Consider the following 20,513-nt stretch of genomic DNA (forward strand, 5'->3'; position numbering starts at 1 on the left):
TTACTTCAGGCTGATGGTGGTGTTGACCTGGCCCACCGATGCGGCATCGGCAAACCAGCGCTGGGTGATGGTCTGCGTCTGCGTGTAGAACAGCACCACCTGTTTGCCGTAAGGTCCCAGGTCGCCCAGCTTGGAACCGCGCGAGCCGGTAAAGCTGAACAGCGGTACTGGCACCGGAATCGGCACGTTGATGCCAACCTGGCCGACGTCGATATCCTCCTGGAACTTGCGCGCAGCGGCGCCGCTTTGCGTGAACAACGCCACGCCGTTGCCATTTGGGTTGGCGTTGACCAGGGCGATGGCGTCGTCCAGCGTGTCCGCTTCCACGACCACCAGCACCGGACCAAAGATCTCCTGGTCGTAGACCGCCATGCCTGGTTTGACGCCGGCCAGAATCGTCGGTGCGATGAAATTGCCGTCCGGGTAGCCATCGACCTTGATGTTGCGGCCGTCCAGCACCAGCCTGGCGCCCTGCTCCACGCCCTGGGCGATCAGCGACAGCACACGCTCCTTGGCGGCGCACGACACTACCGGGCCGAGATCCGGATTGTCCTTGCCGGCGCCAACTTTCAAGGCCGTGGCTTTTTCCGCCAGTTCCGGCAGCCACGCACGCGCCTCGCCAACCAGCACCGCGACCGAGGCGGCCATGCAGCGCTGGCCTGCCGCACCAAAGCCTGCGCCCAGCAGCTGATTGATGGTCTGCTCCTTGTTCGCATCCGGCAGCACCACGGCATGGTTCTTCGCGCCCATCATGCACTGCGCGCGCTTGCCGGCCAGCGTCGCACGCTGGTAGACGTGTTTGCCGACATGACTGGAGCCGACGAAAGACACCGCCCTGATGTCCGGATGGTCGCACAGCGCATTGACCACATCCTCGCCGCCGTGCACCACGTTCAGCACCCCGGCTGGAATGCCAGCCTGCAGCGCCAGGCGCACCAGCTTGACCGTCACCAGCGGATCCTGTTCGGAAGGCTTGAGCACAAAGGTGTTACCGCAGGCGATCGCCATGGGGAACATCCACAGCGGGATCATGGCCGGGAAATTGAATGGCGTGATACCGGCACAGACACCCAGCGGCTGCAGCACGCTGTAGGTATCGACGCCGCTGGCCACGTTCTGCGCGAACTCGCCCATTTGCAGACTGCCGATGTTGGCCGCGTGCTCCACCACTTCCAGGCCGCGGAACACATCGCCTTCCGCATCGAGCAGCGTCTTGCCTTGTTCTGCCGTCAGCGTGGCGGCCAGGTCGGCCATGTTCTCGCGGATCAGCTGCTGGTACTTGAGGAAGATACGGGCGCGCGTGCCGATCGGCGTCTTGCGCCAGGTTTTGAACGCGCGCTGCGCCGCCGATACGGCCTGCGCCACTTCATCGGCGGTTGCGAATGGCACGCGCGCCAGCACTTCCTGCGACGCAGGGTTGACGACATCGCGCCAGACGGTGGAACGGGATTCAACCCATTCGCCATTAATCAGCAACGGTACGGTAGGAACAGCCTGGGTCATCACGGTCTCCTTCTGAATAATCGAAAAGTAATCGAACCGAAAGCTTGCGGTTTTTGCTATTTCTTTGCATTATTCGCTTAACGGGATACGCTGCATAGGCGTAAAAATGCGAGAAATTGTGAAGATTGCAGCGCGAATTTGCAAAGGTTGCGAAGATGTCGAAAGTATTCATGGGCGTGCGACTGCAACGCCTGCGCGAGGAGCGCAAACTGACCCAGGCCGCGCTGGCGGCCATGCTGAGCATCTCGCCCAGCTATCTGAACCAGATCGAGCGCAACCAGCGACCGCTCACGGTGGCCATCCTGCTGCGCGTGGGTGCAGTGCTCGGCGTCGATCCGCAGATCTTTTCGGAACACGACAGCGCGGCGCTGGTGGCCGACCTGCGTGACGCGTTCAGCGAACTGCCCGAAGCGGATACCTCGCTGACCGAAATTAAAAAACTGGTGGAGAACATGCCCGGCGTGGCGCGTGCGGTGCTGCAACTGCAAAGCCGCTACCACATGGCGGCCGAGCGCGCGGCGGCGCTGGAATCGCAGTTCGATGACGGCAACCGTGGTATCAGCCTGGCGCCGCCATCCGTCGATGAGGAAGTGCGCGACTACCTGAACCAGCGCCAGAACTACATCGATGAACTGGACCGCCCTGCCGAGCAGATAGGCGACAGCAGCGCCAGCGCGCTACGTGCGCGGCTGGAGCAGCATGGCGTTACCGTGCTGCCGTCGGAAGACAGTGGTCCGGCCCGTGGTCGCCGCCTGTATGACGAGGACAAGAAAATCCTCTGGCTGCCGCAGGCGCTGACCGAAAGCCAGCAAGCTTTCCAGATGGCGGCGCAACTGGGCCTGCTGGAGCATGCGGACACGGTGCAGGCGCTGGTGCAGGCTGCGGCATTTTCCGAAACGGCGCGCGACAGCGCACGGCTGGCGCTGTCGAATTACTTTGCCGGCGCGGTGCGCCTGCCCTACCGGCGCTTCCTGCAAGCGGCCGAAGACTGCCGCTACGATATCGAACTGCTGGCGCAGCAGTTCGGTGTCGGCTTCGAGGCCGTGTGCCATCGCCTGAGCACCATGCAGCGGCCCGGCTACGCGGGCCTGCCCGTGTTCTTCGTCCGCGTGGACCGGGCGGGGAATATCTCCAAGCGGCAGTCGGCGGCGGCGTTTCACTTCTCGCGCGCTGGCGGCACCTGTCCGCTGTGGGTGGTGTACGAGGCATTCAGCCATCCGGGGCAGGTATTGCGGCAGGTGGCGCGCATGCCGGACGGCAGTACCCACCTTTGGATCGCGCGGCAGGTACATAGCGGACCGGCGGGCTTCATGGCGCCCGGTAAATCGTTCGCCATCGCGCTGGGCTGCGACATCAGCCAGGCCCACCGCATGGTCTACGCCAAAGGCCTGGACCTGAGCGCACCCGACGTCGCCACGCCCATCGGCAACGGCTGCAAGGTCTGCGAACGCAACGACTGCCCGCAGCGCGCCTTTCCGTCTATTTTTTCAAACGCGTCGCCCACAGGCAGATCAGCGAACCGGCCGTCACCATGACCACGCCGTAGAAGAAGCTGGCGCCTGGCCGTATGCCCAGCCATAGGCTGGTCAAGGTCGCAGACAGCACCGGCGTGAAGTACGACACGGTTGCCAGCACGGTCAGGTTGCCATGCTGGATGCCGTAGTTCCAGCACGAGTATGCGGTCGCGGTGAGTGCGCCCAGCAACAGCACCTGCGCCGCACCGCTGTAGTTCATGGCCAGCACAGGCTCGTTGCTGATGCTGTACCTGATCCACAGCGCTGTCGCCGTCAACAGCAGGAACAGCGGCACGGCGTTCTTGCCGCTGCCAAAGCGGCGCGTCATGACGGAGTAGGCGGCCCACAGAAACGCTGCTGCAAACGCCAGCCCATACGCAACCGGATTGCTCTGCACATGGCGCCACAGCAGTTGCGCAGACAGCTCGCCATCGCCCTTGATGACCCAGGCGATGCCGGCAAAGCACAGCGCGATCGCCGGCGCCATCAACCAGGACCCGCGCTGAACGCGTGTGACCACGGCCAGCAGCACGGTCAGGCTGGGCCACAGGTAGTTAATCATGCCGAGTTCAATCGCCTGATGCCGGTCATGCGCAAGGCCGACAGACAAGGCCAGCGCGATCTCATAAGCGATGAACAGCGTACCGCAGCCGAACAGATACATGGGCGGCAGTTCCCGCAGCTTGGGCAGGCCGAGTATCAATGCACCAAGCACGCCGCTCGTGGTAAAGATCAGTGCAGCGCCGCCGACCGGGCCAAAGACTTCCGAGATGCTGCGGAACAGACCCAGCGAAGCGCTCCACATCAGGATGGCGGCCATGCCGATGAGGGTGGACTGCCGCTCGTTCTTAAAACCAGTCAAAACGCTCGCCCCTGTATGCCGTTGAATGAAGGCTAAAAATATATAGCGTTCAAGCGTCTAAATCCATATTTTTTTCGTCTGCCTTATAATGCTGCCATGATCTCCCTGACCAAGCGACAACTGCTGCATACATGGATTGCCTTGCTGGCCATCCTGTTCAGCGTACTCGCACCGACAGTCTCCCATGCTGTCGCCGCCAGCAATCCAGTCAGCATGCTGGAAATGTGTAGCGTCAACGGCAGCGATGACGGCAAGGTGCCCACCACCACCAAGCATGGCATGGAGCATTGCGCCTTCTGTACTGTCCACGGTGGTACGGATGCACTCCCCACCGCTTCTGCGATAGCGCTGGCACGTCACGCCGGCCGCGATATCTACCCTCCCCTGTTCTACAGCGCACCGCAGTCCCAGCACACCTGGTCTGCGTCCAACCCGCGCGCGCCGCCTTTCCTGGCCTGATCGTCTCCCATTCCTGTTTTACATGCCTGCGCGGCGCTGATCGCTGCGCAGCAGTCTGCGCTCGCGCATCACTTTTAAAAAGAACACAAAATGAAACCGCTCTACATTTCCCTGTGCCTGGCTGCTGCCGGCGTATCCCTGAACACGCACGCTCAAACCGTTGATCCGAATACCGAGCCACGCTACAAAGTGATTGTCTCCGCGCTGGCCAGCAGCTGGCAGCCGCGCCAGAACGGCGCCAGCGATGCAGCGCAACTGCTCAGCGACACGCCTGGCTACAGCGTGGCGGCAGGCGGCGGCGTGTCCGGCCTGCCGTATGTGAATGGCCTGGGCGACGACCGCCTCAAGATCCGCATTGACGGCATGGAGATCACGTCGGCCTGCGCCAACCACATGAACGCGCCGCTGTCGTATATCGATCCGAGCCAGGTCAGCCGCATTGACGTGCTGGCCGGCGTCACCTCCGTCAGCGCCGGCGGCGACAGCATCGGCGGCAGCATCAACGTCAAATCCGTCGCACCGGTATTTGCCAACACGCCGGACAGCCTGCGCACCAGCGGCAAGCTGTCGCTGAATGGCCGCAGCAACGGCCAGGTCATCAACAGCGGCGTCTCGGCGGCGATTGCCAGCGACACGATGAGCTTCGGCTACAACGCGGCCTATGCACGCGGCCATAGCTACGAAGACGGCGACGGCAACCGCGTGCTGGGCAGCCTGTATGAAAGCATCAACCAGTCCGCGGTGCTGGCATTGCGTCGCCAGGACCAGCAGGTGACGGTGCGCGTCGGCACCCAGCACATTCCGTATCAAGGCTTCCCTAACCAGTACATGGACATGACCGACAACACCGGCCGCTACGCCAACCTGGCCTATGTGGGCAAGTTCGGCTGGGGCGAACTGGATGCGGCAGCCTATTGGCAGAAGACCGATCACGAAATGGGTTTCTTCTCGCCCGAGCGCACCGGCATGATGCCGATGGTGACGCACGGCCGCAATTCCGGCTACACGCTGAAAGCCAGCCTGCCGCTGGCGGACAACAGCAAACTGCGCGTGGGACAGGAATATCACAGTTTCCGCCTGGACGACTTCTGGCCCGGCATTCCAGGTTCCATTATGATGGGGCCACAGACCTATATGAACATCAACGACGGCAAGCGTGACCGCGTGGCCTTGTATGGCGAGGCTGAAACGCAGCACAATGCGCAATGGACCTCGCTGCTCGGCGCGCGCTGGGAATCGGTGCGTATGGATGCGGGCAATGTTCAACCCTACGCGGACAATATGATGAATGCGGCGGATGCCAAAGCCGCAAAAGCCTTCAACGCGCGCGACCGCCATCAGCGCGACAGCAATCTCGATCTGACCGCGATGGGCCGCTTTGAAGCCAACGCCAACACCAGCTACGAGCTGGCGGCAGCACGCAAGACGCGTTCGCCCAATCTGTATGAGCGCTACTCGTGGGGACGCGGCACCATGGCGATGACCATGACCAACTGGTTTGGCGATGGCAACGGCTACGTCGGCAACATCGACCTGAAGCCGGAGACGGCTTATACGCTGGGCTTCACGGCGCACTGGCATGGCGCGCAACCGGACAGCTGGTTCGTCAAGCTCAATCCCTATTACAACCGGGTCAAGGATTACATCGACGTCGATGTGCTGGGACAGTTCAATCCCTACATGGCGATGAACGCACGTGGCGCGCTGCTGCAATTTGCCAACCATGACGCCAGGCTGTATGGCGCCAATCTGTCGTGGAGCGTGCCGGTCAGCGCATTGAAGTTCACCGGTAACGCGGCCTACACACGCGGCAAGCGCAACGACGGCGGCGACCTGTATCACATCATGCCGCTGAATGCCTTGCTGGCTCTGGAGTATCAACAAGGCGCGTGGGCCAGCCAGATCGAAACCAGGCTGGTCGCGCACAAGGACAATGTCGATGCGCGCCGTCTGGAACCCGAGACCGCGGGCTATGCGCTGCTGAATCTGCGCACCAGCTATCAGGTGCAGAAGAATGTGCAGCTGTCGGCCGGCGTCAGCAACCTGCTCGACAAGCAGTATGCTGATCCGATGGGCGGTGTCTACCTGTCTGGCATAAAGGTGAACAAAGGCGCATTGCGCCCGTTACCTGGGTATGGCCGTTCCTTCGATCTCGGCATGGTCATCAGCTTTTGAGCCATAATCGCTGACATCGTGGCGTTTATGGAGCAGTCTTCGTGACCAGGTTCACCATCATGTTCAGCGTGGCCATGGCATTGGCGTCCGCCGCACAGGCGGCGCCAGTGCCGCAGCCGCCATTGATCGAAAGCGCATTCTCGCCGGACGCCGGCGCGGAAGCGCTGGTGCTCAAGGTGATTGATACGTCGGTTACGACGCTCCGTCTCGCCGCCTATTCATTCAGTTCGCCGGCCGTCACGCAGGCGCTGCTGCAAGCCAGGCAGCGCGGCGTGGACGTCAAGGTGCTGGCGGACTACCGCCGCAATCAAAAGAAGATCAATATCGCTGCGCTGCGCCAGCTGGTGCAGGCGGGCATTCCGGTCCGCACGGTGTCGGTGTATGCACTACACCACGATAAATACATCATCGCAGACGGCCATACGGTGCAAAACGGCAGCTTCAATTACACCCAGGATGCGGCGCTGAGCAATAGCGAAAATGTACTCGTCGTGTGGAACGACACCCAGCTTGCCCGTGCTTACCTCCGCCACTGGGAAGACCGCTGGGGCAAGGGTGTGGACTACCAGTAACGTCACTATCCACACGGGAATAAAGTTATATAAATCAAAGAGTTAACTTTTTATTTTGTGAGTATTTTGTAGAATTCCTGTCATTTTATCCTGCTAAACTTTTTGGCGTAGTTATTAAATAAACCACGTCCAAACGAGGGGGTATCATGTCCAGGCTGGGTCTTGTCGTCTTACTCGCTTTGCTGCCGCATGCGGCACGGGCGGACTCTCAACCGCTGCCCGCCATGGGGGCGGATCTCACACAGGTGTCGGTGTCCGGCATCTCGTCCGGCGGCTTCATGGCCGCGCAACTGGCGACCGCCTACTCCGCCACTTTCATGGGAGTCGGCGTGATCGCTGCGGGGCCGTACTACTGCGCCGGCACTTACCCTTCAATCGACTATCTGCAAAACGCCACGACCACGTGCATGAGTCCAGCATCCCCCGCAGTGACGGCCAACGCCACGGCATCCTGGGCCAACGCGATCCGCTTCGAGAGAAAGGGCCTGATCGACCCTGTCAGCAATCTGGCACGCCAGCACGTGTATGTGTTCAGTGGCTCCAACGACAACATCGTCAAGACGATGGTGGTAAACGAGGTCCCGAAATATTACAGCCTGGCCGGCGCGCGCCCCGGGAACATCATCTACGACAACCAGACGGATGCCGGGCACTCTATCGTCACCGATAATCCATCCGACCTGGCCTGCCCTGATAACCAATCGCCTTACATCAACGACTGCGGCTTCAAGCAATCGCAAGTGCTGCTGGCACATATCTACGGCCCCAATGTGCAGGCGCCTGCGGACACGCCATCGCAAGCGATACTGCGTTTCAATCAGGGCGAGTTTGTGCAAGGGACGCGCACCAGCATGGACTCGGACGCCTATGCCTACATTCCCTCGGTATGCCAGCGCACCGCCTGTGCCATCCACGTGGCGTTCCACGGCTGCAAGCAAGGGGCGACCGTGATTGGCAAGCGTTTCTACAGCGGTACTGGCTACAACGAATTCGCCGATACCAACAAGCTGATTATCCTTTACCCGCAAGTCCACAAGTCCAAAGGCATACCGCCGAATCCCAAAGGCTGCTGGGACTTTTGGGGCTACTCCAGCGAAGATCAGCAGCACAAGGATTTCTACACCAAAAATGCGCCACAGATGAAAGCCATCATGGCCATGCTCAAACGCCTGGGCCAGCCGCGCCCTGCGCTTGCTTCGTCCGACTCACAATAAAGGAACCGTCATGACTACTACCGCATTGTCTTCATTCGATTTTGGCAAAACCGCCGTGACCACCGCGCAGTCGCAGTTCGCGCAGATCGTCAAGTCCACGCTGGCGGTGTTCAACCAGTGGCGCGACTGGCAAGCCGAAGCCGGCACCAAGCTGCTGCACACGCAGCTGGACCTGCTGCAACCGCCAGGTGCCGCCATCTCGGCGCAAAACCTGCTGGCCTTGCCGTTTGGCCTGTCGACGGATCTGGTGGCGCAGCAGAAGGAAGTGCTGCAAAGCCTGCTGACGCGGAATAACGCGCTGGTGGAGGATCTGCGCAAGTCGCAGAACAAGGAAGATATCTCGCTGGTGATGGCGGGCTATCTGAGCGATGTGGATGGTCTGGTGCGCGACAACGCGGGCAAGGTCATGACCTTGTTGAATTCAGTCTCCAGCGCCACCACGGTACTGACCGAGCGCACGCTGGATGATCTGATTGCCGCCGATCCGCAGAAAAAACTGCCGTCTCCGGCCTGATGCCGTCATTCCCGCACAAGCGGGAATGACGGTTTGCTTAGGCTGCTGCGGTTTCCTGAATCACGCCACGACGCAGCTGGTCGCGCTCGATGGATTCGAACAGGGCTTTGAAGTTGCCTTCGCCGAAGCCATCGTCGCCTTTGCGCTGGATGAATTCGAAGAACACCGGACCCAGTTGGGTTTCGGAGAAGATCTGCAGCAGCAGGCGCGGTTTGCCGTCAACCACGTTACCATCCAGCAGCAGGCCGCGTGCTTTCAGTTCCGCCGCGTTTTCGCCGTGGCCTGGTACGCGACCGTCCAGCATTTCATAGTAGGTTTCTGGCGGCGCGGTCATCAGCGGTACGCCGGCAGCGCGCAGACGGTCGACGGTGCTGATCAGGTCTTCGGTCAGCAGCGCGATGTGCTGGATGCCTTCGCCATTGAACTGCATCAGGAATTCCTCGATCTGGCCGCCGCCTGCCTTGCCTTCTTCGTTCAGCGGAATGCGGATCATGCCGTCCGGCGCGGTCATCGCGCGCGAGGTCAGGCCGGTGTACTCGCCCTTGATGTCGAAGTAGCGGATCTCTTTGAAGTTGAACAGGCGCTCGTAGAACGATGCCCAGTAGCTCATGCGGCCACGGTAGACGTTGTGGGTCAGGTGGTCGATGATCTGCAGGCCGTGGCCCACTGGATTGCGTTCCACGCCTTCGATGAATTCGAAGTCGATGTCGTAGATGGAGCTGCCTTCTTCAAAGCGGTCGATCAGGTACAGCGGTGCGCCGCCGATGCCTTTGATGGCTGGCAGACGCAGTTCCATCGGGCCAGTCTGGGTGTCCACCGCTTGTGCGCCCAGTTCCAGCGCGCGGGCGTAGGCCTGGTGCGCATTGCGCACGCGGAAAGCCATGCCGCAAGCCGACGGGCCATGTTCAGCGGCGAAGTAGGCAGCCGGGCTGTTAGGCTCATTGTTGACGATGAAGTTGATGCCGCCCTGGCGGTACAGGTCAACCTTCTTGGAGCGGTGCACCGCGACCTTGATGAAGCCCAGTTGCGCGAAGATGTTTTCCAGCAGGCCCGGTACCGGCGATGCGAATTCAACGAATTCAAAGCCCATCAGGCCCATAGGATTTTCAAACAAGTCTGCCATTTTCTTTTCCTCTTTAAAATTATCGTTTAGCGTTGTGATAGGTGCCGATGCCGCGGTGGACCAGCCGGTCCTGCGGCAGAATGGTGCCCGGCTGGAGGACCGGCCGTTGTGCTACCTGTTCATACAGCGGCGCGAAATCGGTGTGCGCCAGTTGCAGCAGTTCGTCGAGATGACGGATGACGAAATAGGTTTCCTGGAAGTCGTCGATGCGGTAGTCGGTCTGCATCACGCGCGGCAGGTCGAAGCGCACACGGTTCGGCGACGGATCATCCAGTGCAAAAATCGATTCGGTGTACGAGGACACGATGCCGGCGCCGTACAGGCGCAGGCCATCCTTCTGTTCCACCAGGCCGAATTCCACGGTGTACCAGTAGACGCGCGCCAGCAGATCCAGCACGCCCTTCTCTTTCGCGCGCAAGCCGCCCACGCCATAGGCCTGGATGTAGTCGGCGATGATGGGGTTCATCAGCAGCGGCACGTGGCCGAAGACGTCGTGGAACACGTCCGGCTCTTGCAGGTAATCGAGCTGGCTGGCTTCGCGGATGAACTGCCCCGCAGGGAAGCGGCGATTGGCCAGGTGCTCGAAGAACACTTCATCCGGCACCAGGCCAGGCACGGCCACCACTTCCCAGCCGGTGTGCTGTTTCAGCACGGCGCTGAGCTGGCGGAAGTCGGGAATCTTGTCCGGGGCGATCGGCAGTGCGCGCATGCCGGCCAGGAATTCATCGCAGGCGCGGCCTTCCAGCAGCTTGGTCTGGCGCTCAAACAGCGTGGCCCAGACCTGGTGCTGCTCCGGCGTGTAGCGGTCCCACTGCTGGTCGATGGTCCAGTCGTCGCGCTGGCCAGGAGGCAGGTCAGACAGGTGCATGGCCGAATCCCCTGGCAGCGGCGTCGCAGGCAAGCGCCATGTCGAAATCGTTTTGCGTCAGGCCGCTGGCGTCGTGCGTGGTCCAGGTGATGCGGACCTTGTTGTAGACGTTGCTCCACTCGGGATGGTGGTTGCGCTTTTCCGACTGCAGCGCCACGGCACTCATGAAGGCAAAGGCTTCCACGAAATCCGCAAACACGAATTCACGGCTGATCGACAGCGAGTCGCCGGCAATCGCCCACGCTGGCACGGTGACCAGCCTGACGGGCAGTTGGGACAGTTCGAGTTTTTGCATCTCACACCTCCGTGATGACTTTGACCATGGCAGTTGCCACTGGCGTCACGCCCACGCTGGTCAGCGCGGCCAGGCACATGCGGCCCGATTCGATGAAGTACACGCCATGCTCGTTGCGCAGCTTGCGGATCTGCTCTACCGGCAGGCCGGTGTAGCTGAACATGCCCTGCTGGACGCGCAGGTATTCGAAGTCGCCGCCCGGCAGCTTGGCCTTCAGCTGTGCATACAGTTCAGCGCGGATCTGCTTCATCCGCACGCGCATGGCGGTCAGTTCTTCTTCCCACTGGGCGCGCAGCTGGGCGTCATCCAGCACGGTGCTGATGATGCGGGCGCCGTAGCCTGGCGGGTTGGAGTAGATCTTGCGCACGGCCGATTGCAGCTGGCCGAACACCTTGGCGGCATCGTCCGCATCCTTGCAGGCGACGTGCAGCGAGCCGCAACGCTCGCCGTAGATGGCGAAGTTTTTCGAGTACGAACCGGCCACCAGCAGCGGAATGCCCTGCTGTGCGAAGTAGCGGATGGCGTAAGCGTCTTCGTTGATGCCTTCGCCGAAGCCCTGGTAGGCGATGTCGAAGAACGGCAGCAGGCCGCGCTCCTGCACTACCTTGGCCAGGTCGTGCCACTGTTGCAGGCTCAGGTCAGCGCCGGTCGGGTTGTGGCAGCAGGCGTGCAGCACGACCACGTCACCAGCCGGCAGCGCGCGCAGTGCGGCCAGCATGCCGTCGAAATTGACGCCATGGGTTTCGCGTGAGTAGTAAGGATAGGTGCCGACTTCAAAGCCAGCGCCGCCGAAGATGCCCTTGTGGTTGTCCCAGGTTGGATCGCTGACCCACACCTTCGCCTGCGGGAACCAGGCCTTGAGGAAGTCGGCGCCGACTTTCAGCGCGCCGGAACCGCCCAGCGTCTGGATGGTGGCCACACGGTCGGCCAGCGGCTCGCCTGCCTGCACGCCAAACACCAGGCGGCGCGCATGTTCGCGGTAGCTCGGCGAACCGGCCATCGGCAGGTAGGGATGCGGGTGGAACGATTGCGCCAGGCGCTCCTCTGCGGCGGCCACGGCGCCCATCAGCGGAATGCGCTGCTGCTCGTTCAGATACACGCCGATGCTCAGGTTGACCTTGTCCTGACGCGGGTCGGCGGCGAATTGTTCGTTCAGCGTGAGGATAGGGTCCCCAGCAAATGCTTCAACGTGCTGAAACATCATATCTCCTGATTCTTTTTGATAGAAAAACAGGAACAGCTTAACGTTCAAAACGCGATAAAAGTAACCGCAATACGCGCAGTTTTGTATAATTTATGCACAAAATTCTCACAAAACAGCCCGGAGATGCACATGACGGTTATCACCATCGACAAATTTGACTTACAGCTATTGACAGAGCTCCAGCGCGATGGCCAGGCCACCAATAGCGCGCTGGGGAATAAGATACACCTGTCCACCTCCCAGGTCAGCCGGCGCGTGCTGCGCATGCAGGAAGCGGGCGTGATCGACCACTATGCGGCCATCATCGAACCGGTGGCTGTGGGGCTGGATGTGATGGCCTTTACGGAGGTTTCGCTGGACCACCACAGCAACTCGGCCAGCGTGCGTTTCGAGACAGCTGTGGAAGAGATGCCGGAAGTGATGGAGTGCTATACGCTGGCCGGCCGCTCCGACTATCTGCTGCGCGTGGTGGCGCCGGACCTGGCGGCGCTGTCGAGATTCATGACGGAGAAGATCCTGCGCATTCCCGGCGTGGCGCAGGTCAAGTCCACCGTCACGCTACGCAAGATCAAACACACCCACGTGCTGCCGCTCGATCACGTGATGCAGCCGACCGAAAACCGCAAGCGGATTCACTTCGCCTGATCCCGCAAGAAGCGCTGCACGGCGGCCAGCACCAGTTCGGGGTACTCGCGCTGCGGCATGTGGTGACAGCCGGGGAGTATCAGGACTTCGCCGCCGGCGCTGCTCAGGCTTGCGATGTGGCGCGGGTGTTCCAGCGAGCCGTATTCGTCGCAGTCGCCGTGGATGACCAGCATCGGGCAACGGATACCGTCGGCATCCTGTCCGATGCGCCACGCGGAAAACTCCGCCGACAGCCAGGTGTCAATCCAGGCGTGCAGAACCCAGTGCGCCTGTGCACCGTGGTAGCGGGCCAGCCGTTCCAGTTGTCCCGCATCGGCAAACGCGGCCTGCGCCTGGCGTACGCCGTCGGTGATGCCCTGGTCCACCCAGGCCTGGGCGGACATGGTGACGAGCGCCTCGCACGCACCCGCATACATGGCCGCGCACTGCACGGCAATGCCGCCGCCGACGCTGTAGCCAAAAGCGACAAAGCGGCCAATCGCCAGTGCGCTGCGCAGCAAAGGGAAATACAGGCGTGCTTCATCGCGGATGAAATGAATCGACCAGCCGCCGGGATGCGGCGCCGACTGGCCGAAACCGAAGCGGTCGTAGGCAATCACTTTGCGGCCGGTACGCGCGGCCAGCGCGGCAGGAAAATCACGCCATAGTGCGACACAACCCAGCGAATCATGAAACAGGATGATGGGCGCGCCTGCTTCTCCGGCTGGCGTCCAGCTGCGCGCATATAACTGGCCATGCTGCGTGGCGATACGGTGCTCCTGCTCCTGCATAGACGGCTGCTCCACGGGTAACGATGCGATGCATTTTACCCGCAGCAGCCGTCGGCGGTACGCTTAGAACTCTTCCCAGTCCGCACCTGCCGCAACCTTGGCTTTCATCGCCGGCTGGCGCACCACTGCCAGCTGGGTACTGGCCTGCTGCGCCAGTTGCGGGCGCGGAGTACGCGCCAGTGCCGGCCGCGCAGCACCGCTGTCCAGCGTGAAGATGCTGACCACGCGCGCCAGATTCTCGGCCTGCTCCTGCATCGAGGCCGATGCCGCAGCCGCCTGCTCGACCAGCGCGGCGTTCTGCTGCGTGACCGTGTCCATCTCCGAAATCGCCTGGTTGATCTGCTCGATGCCGACTTCCTGCTCCTTGCCGGCAGTCGTGATCTCCGCCACGATATCGGACACCATCTTGACGCTGGCCACCACTTCGTCCATGGTCTTGCCGGCCTGCTGCACCAGCTTGCTGCCGGTCTCCACCTTGGCGGCGGAATCGGTAATCAGGCTCTTGATTTCCTTGGCAGCGCTGGCCGAACGCTGCGCCAGATTGCGCACCTCGCTGGCGACGACAGCAAAGCCGCGCCCCTGCTCGCCGGCCCGCGCTGCTTCCACCGCTGCGTTCAGCGCCAGGATATTGGTCTGGAACGCGATACCGTCAATGACGCCAATGATATCGACGATCTTGGACGACGACGCATTGATCGAGCCCATGGTCTCAACCACCTGCGACACCACATCGCCGCCCTGGATGGCGATGCCGGACGCCGAATGCGCGAGCTCATTGGCGCGGCGTGCGTTGTCGCTGTTCTGCTTGACGGTGGAGGTCATCTCTTCCATCGACGACGCGGTTTCCTCAAGCGAGCTGGCTTGCTGCTCGGTGCGCGCCGACAGGTCCAGATTGCCGGTGGCGATTTCGCTGGCCGCAGTGGAGATGACATCGGTCCCCTGCCGCACCTGGCCGACGATGCTCTGCAGGTTGTCGTTCATCTCCTTCAACGCCAGCAGCAGCTGGCCTGTTTCGTCGGTGGTGCTGACTTCGATTTTGCTGGTCAGGTTACCGGCAGCGACGGTCTGCGCGATGTGCACCGCGTTCACCAGCGGACGCGAAATCAGGCCGGAAATCCATACCGCCTGCACCGTGCCCAGCGCAATGCAGGCAGCAAGAATTCCCATGATCCACCAGCGCGCCGACGCGTACAGCGCGTTGCCTTGTTCACTGGCCTTGATGCCGCCGTCGATGTTGACCTTGGAGAGTTTTTCCAGCATCGCCGCTGCGGCATTAAACAATGCAGACTCTTTGCCGCGCAGGATGGTCTTGCCCTCTTCAACCTTCTGCTGGCGCGATAACTTGAGGATTTCCATACTCATCGCGCGGTATTGTTCCCACTGGCTGCCAAACTCCGCATAGCCTGCGCGCTCCTCCGGCTCGGTGATGAGCTTTTCATATTCGGCGCGGTGCTGGGCCAGGTTGTCGAGAAACTCGTTCATGCGTTTTTCGTACTTGGCCCAATCCTCCTCGGTGGAGGACAGCAGGTGCTGCGCCTCCTGCGCGCGGTAACGCGAGATGTCGTACTTCATCTCCAGCAGCACGCGCACGCTGGGCATCCAGTTGGTTTCCAGGTCGGTCGAGGTCTGGTTCACGCGGGCCAGCTGCACCACCGAGAAGATGCCCAGACCCAGGCTCAGGGCCAGCACCACGGCAAATGAGAGCAGCAGTTTGTTGAACAGGCGGAGATTGAGAAAGGTACGCATTTTGCAAACTCCTTAGGTAGGCGGTGATGCGAAATGCGCGGGGGCTGGGCGCGACGTCCCAGTTATATCAGACCAGCAAATGATTAGCGATTATTTGTTTCTATGAAAATCACCAAATCTATCGCTGATTGCTGAGCTCGCGTTGCATGAGCTCGACAAAACTGGCGACACTGGCCGTGCGCAGCGGGTGACAGGGGATGCCGGCGCGGGCCGCCAGCTGCCTGGTGACGTGCATGGCGTTGTGGCTGATGAAGTCCACCGGGAACACCACCATGTGGGCACGCGGCAACAGTGTGGCCAGCATGCCCTTGCGGTCTTCGAGACCGCCGTCGTGCAGCAGCAACTCGCCGCCGGCGGCCGCAACCAGCCGCGTCAGCACCTGGTTCGATTGCACGCGGCCGCCCACATACAGCACGCACCGGCCTTGCAGTTGCGGCAAGCTTGTCTCTTCACTCTCCAGCAATTGGGCCAGTGTGTGTTCCAGCGCCAGCACTTCCGTACGCGCAGCTTGCATGTCACTACGCAGCTGCTCGGCATCGCGGCGCGCGGCCTCGCGGGCGGCGGATGCGGCTTCGTGCTGCGTTTCCGCTGCCGCCCCACGGACGATTTGCAGCGACAGCTGTTCTTCGGTGCTGGCCAGTGCGGCGCGCAGCTGCACCGCTTCATCGTTGATGGCGCGCGTACTGTCGTCGCACAGGCTGGCCAGTTGCGCGCGCAATTGGGCCAGCTCGGTCGCCTGCTGATCGATGGTTGCCTGGGCCTGGCGATGCTGCGCGCCCAGATCCTGCAGGCGGATCTGCTGGCCCGTGGTTTGTTCACGCAGGCGGACGCATTCCTCTTCCAGTGCCGTCAGGCGGCGCAGGTCGGCGCGGTTGGATGCGCCCACCAGATGCGACAGCATGTGCACATCGCCGAACGCCTGGCGGCGCAATTCGTAGCTGCACCGTGGATGCGTCAGCAGCGCCCAGTACGCGCCGGGAACGTCGCCATGCGCCAGCGCATCGCTCCACAAGGCGGCCAGCTCGTCGTCATCCGCCGCCTGGCGGAAGCGCTTGATCGCCAGTTCGTGGCGCGCATCCAGCGCCTTGTGCAATTCCTTGGCGGCGCCCTCGCCCGCTGTCGACAGCTCGACCGCAGTGTGGTGCATGTCCAGGTCGGTGGCGCTCTTGCGGTCCAGGTGCGTGGCGTAGCGCGGCACCAGCTTGCGCAGCTCGCCCGTGGTCAGACAAGTGCCAATGATGGAGCAATGCAGATTGGCGTCCAGCTCCGCCAGCCGGGCGCGCCGTGGTGGCGGCGTGGTCGCGGCCTTGTGTGCCTGGTCCGGCGTGCAGCAGGCGTCCGGCTGCAGATTCAGCATCCGGTGGACATAAGTGGGCTCGGACTGGACGGGCAGAAAAGGCATGGTCAGGTCGCTCAGAACGTTATATATACTGAAATATAACGTATCAAGCCAGCGCACGCCACCAGGGTTGTGTAATTTCATATATAACGCTTTTTCAATGAGGATGCGGCATACTGGCGCCATGCCTGCCGAACTCAATCTCAAACTCCGTATCCAGCACGACGATGACGTGGCTTTTGGCCCCGGCAAAGCCGATCTGCTGGAAGCCATTGCCGACGCCGGCTCCATCAGCGGCGCCGCCCGCGCGATGAATATGTCCTATCGCCGCGCATGGCTGCTGGTGGACGTGATGAACCGCTGCTTCCACGAACCGCTGGTGCACAGCGCTGCCGGCGGCTCGCATGGCGGCGGCGCGCAACTCACGGAAACCGGCCTGGCGGTGCTGACGCAGTTCCGCAAGATGGAAGCGGCGGCGCACAAGGCAGCGCAAACGCACATGGCCACGCTGGCGGCCATGCTCAAAGACGCTTAAGACTTGACGAACAAGGCCTGCAATTCGCCGTAAGGCATGGCCTGGGCGATCAGCGGCCCTGCATTGCCGGTGGCGAGGAAGTCCCTGGTCATGCCGCCAGCCACGGCCCACAAGGCTTGCGCCAGGCCGGAACCAGCGCTGAAGCGGGCTACGCCCAATTGCTGCAACTCGGCCACCGATGGCAGACCGGCGACATCCATCACATTCACCGGCAAGCCAGCGCCAGCCACCACGGCTTTGATCTCATCGGCCTTGCTGATACCCGGCACGAACAGGCCGTCGGTCCCCGCTTCCTTGTACAGCGCCGCGCGCCGGAGCACTTCCGCCACACGCTCGCCCTCCGGCGCCAGGCCACGCAGATAGACGTCGGTGCGGGCGTTGATGAAGATGTCCTTGCCCGCCTGCGCCGCCAGCTTTTTGATGGCGCTGATCTTCGCCGCCAGCAGCGCCGGCGCATCACTGCCGTCCTCCAGATTGATGCCGGCCACGCCAGCGTCGATCAGGCGCAGCACATTGTGCGCCACCTGTTCCGGTTCGGCCGAATAGCCGTTTTCAAAATCCACCGACAGCGGCACCTTGACGACGCGCGCGATGTTGATGGCTACGCCGATCGCCACTTCGGCCGGCATGTAGTCGCCGTCCGCATAGCCCTGCGCCCATGCGACGCCGGCACTGGTGGTGGCGATGGCTGGTGCGCCCAGGCTTTCAAACAGGCGCGCGCTGCCCGCATCCCAGGCGTTGGCCAGCATCAGCAACTTGCTGCCGTCGTGCAGTTTCTTGAACTCGTACATCACGTCTCCTTAGAAAAGACTGGCTTGCGCCGTCGTCAGGTTGGTAAAACTGTCGTGCATGGGCAGCAGGATCGAGTCGGCGATCGGCTGCAATTGCTTGGTCAGATAATGTTCGTAGTCGATGTGCGAGCGCACCACCTCCAGCGGTTCCGGCCCGCCCGTGGTCATCACGTAGCTGATCCAGCCGCCGTTCTGGTAGCGCAGCGGCCGGCGCTGCGACTGGTTGTATTCATCGGCGATGCGCGCCGCGCGCACTTGCGGCGGCACGTTGACCTTGTACTCATCGAGCGGCTGGCGCAGGCGCTTGCGGTACACCAGCAGATCGTCGTAGGCGCCGGCCAGGGTATTCAGCGCATATTCGCGCACGTATTCCTGGTACGGCTCGTCCTTGAAGATGCGCGTGAACAGGCCTTGCTGGAACTGCTGCGCCAGCGGCGTCCAGTCGCTGCGCGCCACTTCCAGGCCGCGGTAGATGACTTCTTCCTCGCCCTTGCTGTTGACGGTCAGGCCGGCGTAGCGCTTCTTGCTGCCCATGTCGGTGCCGCGTATGGTCGGCATGAAGAACTTCTGATAGTGCGTATCGAACTCGATTTCGAGATGGCACTCCAGGCCGTGCTGTTCCTTCAACATGGTGCGCCACCAGTTGTTGATATGCTGCGCCAGTCCCTCGCCGATCGCCAGCGCTTCATCGTTGGGATATTCTTTTTTCAGCCAGATGAAGATGGAGTCGGTGTCGCCGTAGATGACATCGTAGCCTTGCGCCTCTACCAGCTCGCGCGTCTGCTTAAGCATCTGGTGGCCACGCAGCGTCACCGACGACACCAGGCGCGGATTGAAGAAGCGGCACTCGGTGGCGCCCAGCACGCCGCAGAAGGAATTCATGAGCAGTTTGAGCGCGGTGGACAGCGGCTCGTTTTTCGCGCGCTTGGCGGCGTCGCGCTGCTTCCAGATGTCGGTGGTGATGGCGGGCAGGCAGTGCTTCTCGCGCGAAAACACGGTGCCGTTGACGCCTTGCACAATGTCAGCCGGGTCGCTGGCGTTTTCGCCTTCAACCAGGCCCACCGGATCGACCAGGAAGGTGCGGATGATGGACGGGTACAGGCTTTTATAGTCCAGCACCACCACCGAATCGTACAGGCCAGGCTTGGAGTCGATCACAAAGCCGCCCGGCGAAGCGCCGCCGCTGACGTCGCCGACGTTGGGCGCGACATAGCCTTCGCGGTGCATGCGCGGCAGGTAGTGGTGGTTGAACGCGGCGATCGAACCGCCCAGATGGTCGGCCTGCAAGCCAGTCACGGTGGCGCGCTCGATCATGAAGGCCAGCAGGTTGGCCTTGTCGAAGATGCGCGTAACCAGCTCGCAATCTTTGAGGTTGTACAGCGCCAGCGCTGGTTTGTCCTCATGGAAGCGGCGCTCGATTTCCGCCATCTTGTCGTAGTCGTCGCCGATGTCCTTGCCCTCGCCAAGCATGGTCTGGGCCACGTTCTGCAGGCTGTAGGACGGGAACATCCATGACGCGGCCTTGAGCGCATCGATACCGTCCAGCACCACGCGCCCCGGCACCGGCGCAAACAGATAGCCCTGCTTGCCCGGATGTTCACGCCATTCGATGCCCTTGCCTTCGCGCCCGAACGCCAGCGGCACCTTGTACTTGTCGGCGTTCTTTTGCAGCACGCGCAGGTCGAACTGCACCACATTCCAGCCGATGACAACATCGGGATCGTGGCGCGCCAGCCAGGCGTTCAGGCGTTCGATGAGCTGGCGCGGCGTGGCGCAATATTCAAGGTCGAAATCCTGCTCCGGCGCGTGCTCCGGCGCTGCGCCCAGCATATACACCTGGCGCTGGCCGCAGCCCTGCAGCGCGATCGAGTACAGGTCTTCGTAGGCGCTGGTTTCGATGTCCAGCGATACCATCTTGAGCGTAGGCCGGTAGTCGGGCGCGGGCTTGAGCTTGCAGTTGTGGATCACGGCGCCGCTGGCGTGACCGCCCTCGGTCTGCACCGAGGCGGTGATGAAGCGCTCCATCAGGTAGCGTTCCGGCGGCCGGATGTCGGCCTCGTACAGTTTGATGCCATGGTCGCGCAGCGTGCGCTCCAGCGCCGTCAGCTGCTTGTAGCGCGAGGCATAAACGCCTACCACGGGCTGCTGCTGAAAAGTCTTGAGCTGGAGCTCACGCAGCTCGATGCCCGCCCCCGGGCCAATCTGCGCTTCGATGGCCGCACGCACGGAAGCCTCGGCAAAAGCCACCGAAGTCTGGGCGGTCAGGCGGACTTTCCTGGGGCCGGCGTCCGTCGCCAGCCAGAAATCGATCTCCGTGCCGCTGGGCGTGTCGCGCCAGTGACGGGTCAGGATAAATCCGGTATGTGCGGTAAGCGTCATGCCAT

Annotated in this window: 19 protein-coding genes; 8 read left to right on the forward strand and 11 right to left on the reverse strand. The window is 62.0% G+C overall.

The annotated features are described in order from the left end of the window. Positions 1-1,503, reverse strand: coding sequence for a CoA-acylating methylmalonate-semialdehyde dehydrogenase (locus GTP58_RS20385; RefSeq protein ID WP_161079004.1), 1,503 nt, complete (start codon positions 1,501-1,503; stop codon positions 1-3). A gap of 155 nt (positions 1,504-1,658) precedes the next feature. Here GTP58_RS20385 and GTP58_RS20390 point away from each other — a divergent pair, with 155 nt between their 5' ends. Continuing rightward, positions 1,659-3,038, forward strand: coding sequence for a short-chain fatty acyl-CoA regulator family protein (locus GTP58_RS20390; protein WP_161079005.1), 1,380 nt, complete (start codon positions 1,659-1,661; stop codon positions 3,036-3,038). Here GTP58_RS20390 and yddG read toward each other — a convergent pair. Further along, complete coding sequence (gene yddG, locus GTP58_RS20395) at positions 2,983-3,879, reverse strand: aromatic amino acid DMT transporter YddG (RefSeq protein ID WP_202413796.1); 897 nt, start codon at positions 3,877-3,879, stop codon at positions 2,983-2,985. The genes GTP58_RS20390 and yddG overlap by 56 nt on opposite strands. A gap of 96 nt (positions 3,880-3,975) precedes the next feature. On the opposite strand from yddG, the gene GTP58_RS20400 reads away from it, so the two are divergent. From GTP58_RS20400 to GTP58_RS20420, 5 genes are all read left to right on the forward strand, one after another. Continuing rightward, on the forward strand, positions 3,976-4,338 hold the full coding sequence (locus GTP58_RS20400; protein WP_161079006.1) for a DUF2946 domain-containing protein: 363 nt from the start codon (positions 3,976-3,978) through the stop codon (positions 4,336-4,338). A 90-nt stretch (positions 4,339-4,428) separates the two neighbouring features. Beyond that, positions 4,429-6,513: a TonB-dependent receptor gene (locus GTP58_RS20405; RefSeq protein WP_161079007.1), complete on the forward strand. Its 2,085-nt coding sequence runs from the start codon at positions 4,429-4,431 to the stop codon at positions 6,511-6,513. 41 nt (positions 6,514-6,554) lie between these two features. Beyond that, positions 6,555-7,085, forward strand: coding sequence for a phospholipase D family protein (locus GTP58_RS20410; RefSeq protein ID WP_373924761.1), 531 nt, complete (start codon positions 6,555-6,557; stop codon positions 7,083-7,085). A gap of 146 nt (positions 7,086-7,231) precedes the next feature. Further along, a complete protein-coding gene (locus tag GTP58_RS20415; protein ID WP_161079008.1) occupies positions 7,232-8,299 on the forward strand; it encodes a poly(3-hydroxybutyrate) depolymerase in 1,068 nt (355 codons plus the stop codon). 10 nt (positions 8,300-8,309) lie between these two features. Beyond that, a complete protein-coding gene (locus tag GTP58_RS20420) occupies positions 8,310-8,813 on the forward strand; it encodes a hypothetical protein (RefSeq protein WP_072785017.1) in 504 nt (167 codons plus the stop codon). 37 nt (positions 8,814-8,850) lie between these two features. Here the strand turns inward: GTP58_RS20420 and hppD are convergent, their stop codons facing one another. From hppD to GTP58_RS20440, 4 genes are read right to left on the reverse strand one after another with little or no spacing between them, the layout of a single operon-like run. After that, positions 8,851-9,936 carry a 4-hydroxyphenylpyruvate dioxygenase gene (gene hppD, locus GTP58_RS20425; RefSeq protein ID WP_161079009.1) on the reverse strand — a complete coding sequence of 362 codons (1,086 nt, stop codon included), beginning with the start codon at positions 9,934-9,936 and terminating at the stop codon, positions 8,851-8,853. Between the two features lie 19 nt (positions 9,937-9,955). Next, a complete protein-coding gene (gene phhA / locus GTP58_RS20430) occupies positions 9,956-10,804 on the reverse strand; it encodes a phenylalanine 4-monooxygenase (RefSeq protein WP_161079010.1) in 849 nt (282 codons plus the stop codon). Further along, on the reverse strand, positions 10,791-11,099 hold the full coding sequence (locus GTP58_RS20435; RefSeq protein WP_161079011.1) for a 4a-hydroxytetrahydrobiopterin dehydratase: 309 nt from the start codon (positions 11,097-11,099) through the stop codon (positions 10,791-10,793). Before GTP58_RS20435 ends, phhA begins: the two co-directional genes overlap by 14 nt. 1 nt (position 11,100) lies before the next feature. Continuing rightward, complete coding sequence (locus GTP58_RS20440; protein WP_161079012.1) at positions 11,101-12,300, reverse strand: amino acid aminotransferase; 1,200 nt, start codon at positions 12,298-12,300, stop codon at positions 11,101-11,103. A gap of 132 nt (positions 12,301-12,432) precedes the next feature. Between GTP58_RS20440 and GTP58_RS20445 the strand changes: the two genes are divergently transcribed. Next, positions 12,433-12,948, forward strand: coding sequence for an Lrp/AsnC family transcriptional regulator (locus GTP58_RS20445; RefSeq protein ID WP_072785025.1), 516 nt, complete (start codon positions 12,433-12,435; stop codon positions 12,946-12,948). Here GTP58_RS20445 and GTP58_RS20450 read toward each other — a convergent pair. The 3 genes from GTP58_RS20450 to GTP58_RS20460 all read right to left on the reverse strand — a co-directional run bounded on the left by GTP58_RS20450 (position 12,936) and on the right by GTP58_RS20460 (position 16,866). Continuing rightward, complete coding sequence (locus GTP58_RS20450) at positions 12,936-13,733, reverse strand: alpha/beta fold hydrolase (RefSeq protein WP_373924762.1); 798 nt, start codon at positions 13,731-13,733, stop codon at positions 12,936-12,938. The two genes, GTP58_RS20445 and GTP58_RS20450, sit on opposite strands and share 13 nt — an antisense overlap. Before the next feature lie 48 nt (positions 13,734-13,781). Beyond that, positions 13,782-15,464 (reverse strand): methyl-accepting chemotaxis protein, encoded by a 1,683-nt coding sequence (locus GTP58_RS20455; RefSeq protein ID WP_161079013.1) that lies wholly within the window; start codon positions 15,462-15,464, stop codon positions 13,782-13,784. Between the two features lie 118 nt (positions 15,465-15,582). Continuing rightward, on the reverse strand, positions 15,583-16,866 hold the full coding sequence (locus tag GTP58_RS20460; protein ID WP_161079014.1) for a DUF2325 domain-containing protein: 1,284 nt from the start codon (positions 16,864-16,866) through the stop codon (positions 15,583-15,585). Between the two features lie 121 nt (positions 16,867-16,987). Between GTP58_RS20460 and GTP58_RS20465 the strand changes: the two genes are divergently transcribed. Continuing rightward, positions 16,988-17,338, forward strand: a complete 351-nt coding sequence (locus GTP58_RS20465) for a winged helix-turn-helix domain-containing protein (RefSeq protein WP_161079015.1) — start codon at positions 16,988-16,990, stop codon at positions 17,336-17,338. Here GTP58_RS20465 and GTP58_RS20470 read toward each other — a convergent pair. Together GTP58_RS20470 and GTP58_RS20475 are read right to left on the reverse strand one after the other, a co-directional pair. Beyond that, positions 17,335-18,129, reverse strand: a complete 795-nt coding sequence (locus GTP58_RS20470; RefSeq protein WP_161079016.1) for an isocitrate lyase/phosphoenolpyruvate mutase family protein — start codon at positions 18,127-18,129, stop codon at positions 17,335-17,337. The genes GTP58_RS20465 and GTP58_RS20470 overlap by 4 nt on opposite strands. 9 nt (positions 18,130-18,138) lie before the next feature. Then, positions 18,139-20,508: a DNA polymerase II gene (locus GTP58_RS20475; RefSeq protein ID WP_161079017.1), complete on the reverse strand. Its 2,370-nt coding sequence runs from the start codon at positions 20,506-20,508 to the stop codon at positions 18,139-18,141. Positions 20,509-20,513 lie beyond the last annotated feature (5 nt).

It is taken from the genome of Duganella sp. CY15W, assembly GCF_009857555.1.
Classification (GTDB): domain Bacteria; phylum Pseudomonadota; class Gammaproteobacteria; order Burkholderiales; family Burkholderiaceae_D; genus Rugamonas; species Rugamonas sacchari.

Bases quoted from the DNA above. Each gene is read 5' to 3' on its own strand.
- GTP58_RS20415 (WP_161079008.1), top strand. From the start codon at position 7,232: ATGTCCAGGCTGGGTCTTGTCGTCTTACTCGCTTTGCTGCCGCATGCG.
- GTP58_RS20385 (WP_161079004.1), bottom strand. From the start codon at position 1,503: ATGACCCAGGCTGTTCCTACCGTACCGTTGCTGATTAATGGCGAATGG.
- GTP58_RS20445 (WP_072785025.1), top strand. From the start codon at position 12,433: ATGACGGTTATCACCATCGACAAATTTGACTTACAGCTATTGACAGAG.
- GTP58_RS20390 (WP_161079005.1), top strand. From the start codon at position 1,659: ATGTCGAAAGTATTCATGGGCGTGCGACTGCAACGCCTGCGCGAGGAG.
- GTP58_RS20475 (WP_161079017.1), bottom strand. From the start codon at position 20,508: ATGACGCTTACCGCACATACCGGATTTATCCTGACCCGTCACTGGCGC.
- GTP58_RS20455 (WP_161079013.1), bottom strand. From the start codon at position 15,464: ATGCGTACCTTTCTCAATCTCCGCCTGTTCAACAAACTGCTGCTCTCA.
- GTP58_RS20440 (WP_161079012.1), bottom strand. From the start codon at position 12,300: ATGTTTCAGCACGTTGAAGCATTTGCTGGGGACCCTATCCTCACGCTG.
- GTP58_RS20460 (WP_161079014.1), bottom strand. From the start codon at position 16,866: ATGCCTTTTCTGCCCGTCCAGTCCGAGCCCACTTATGTCCACCGGATG.
- GTP58_RS20465 (WP_161079015.1), top strand. From the start codon at position 16,988: ATGCCTGCCGAACTCAATCTCAAACTCCGTATCCAGCACGACGATGAC.
- GTP58_RS20420 (WP_072785017.1), top strand. From the start codon at position 8,310: ATGACTACTACCGCATTGTCTTCATTCGATTTTGGCAAAACCGCCGTG.
- GTP58_RS20470 (WP_161079016.1), bottom strand. From the start codon at position 18,129: ATGTACGAGTTCAAGAAACTGCACGACGGCAGCAAGTTGCTGATGCTG.
- hppD (WP_161079009.1), bottom strand. From the start codon at position 9,936: ATGGCAGACTTGTTTGAAAATCCTATGGGCCTGATGGGCTTTGAATTC.
- GTP58_RS20435 (WP_161079011.1), bottom strand. From the start codon at position 11,099: ATGCAAAAACTCGAACTGTCCCAACTGCCCGTCAGGCTGGTCACCGTG.
- GTP58_RS20405 (WP_161079007.1), top strand. From the start codon at position 4,429: ATGAAACCGCTCTACATTTCCCTGTGCCTGGCTGCTGCCGGCGTATCC.
- GTP58_RS20400 (WP_161079006.1), top strand. From the start codon at position 3,976: ATGATCTCCCTGACCAAGCGACAACTGCTGCATACATGGATTGCCTTG.
- phhA (WP_161079010.1), bottom strand. From the start codon at position 10,804: ATGCACCTGTCTGACCTGCCTCCTGGCCAGCGCGACGACTGGACCATC.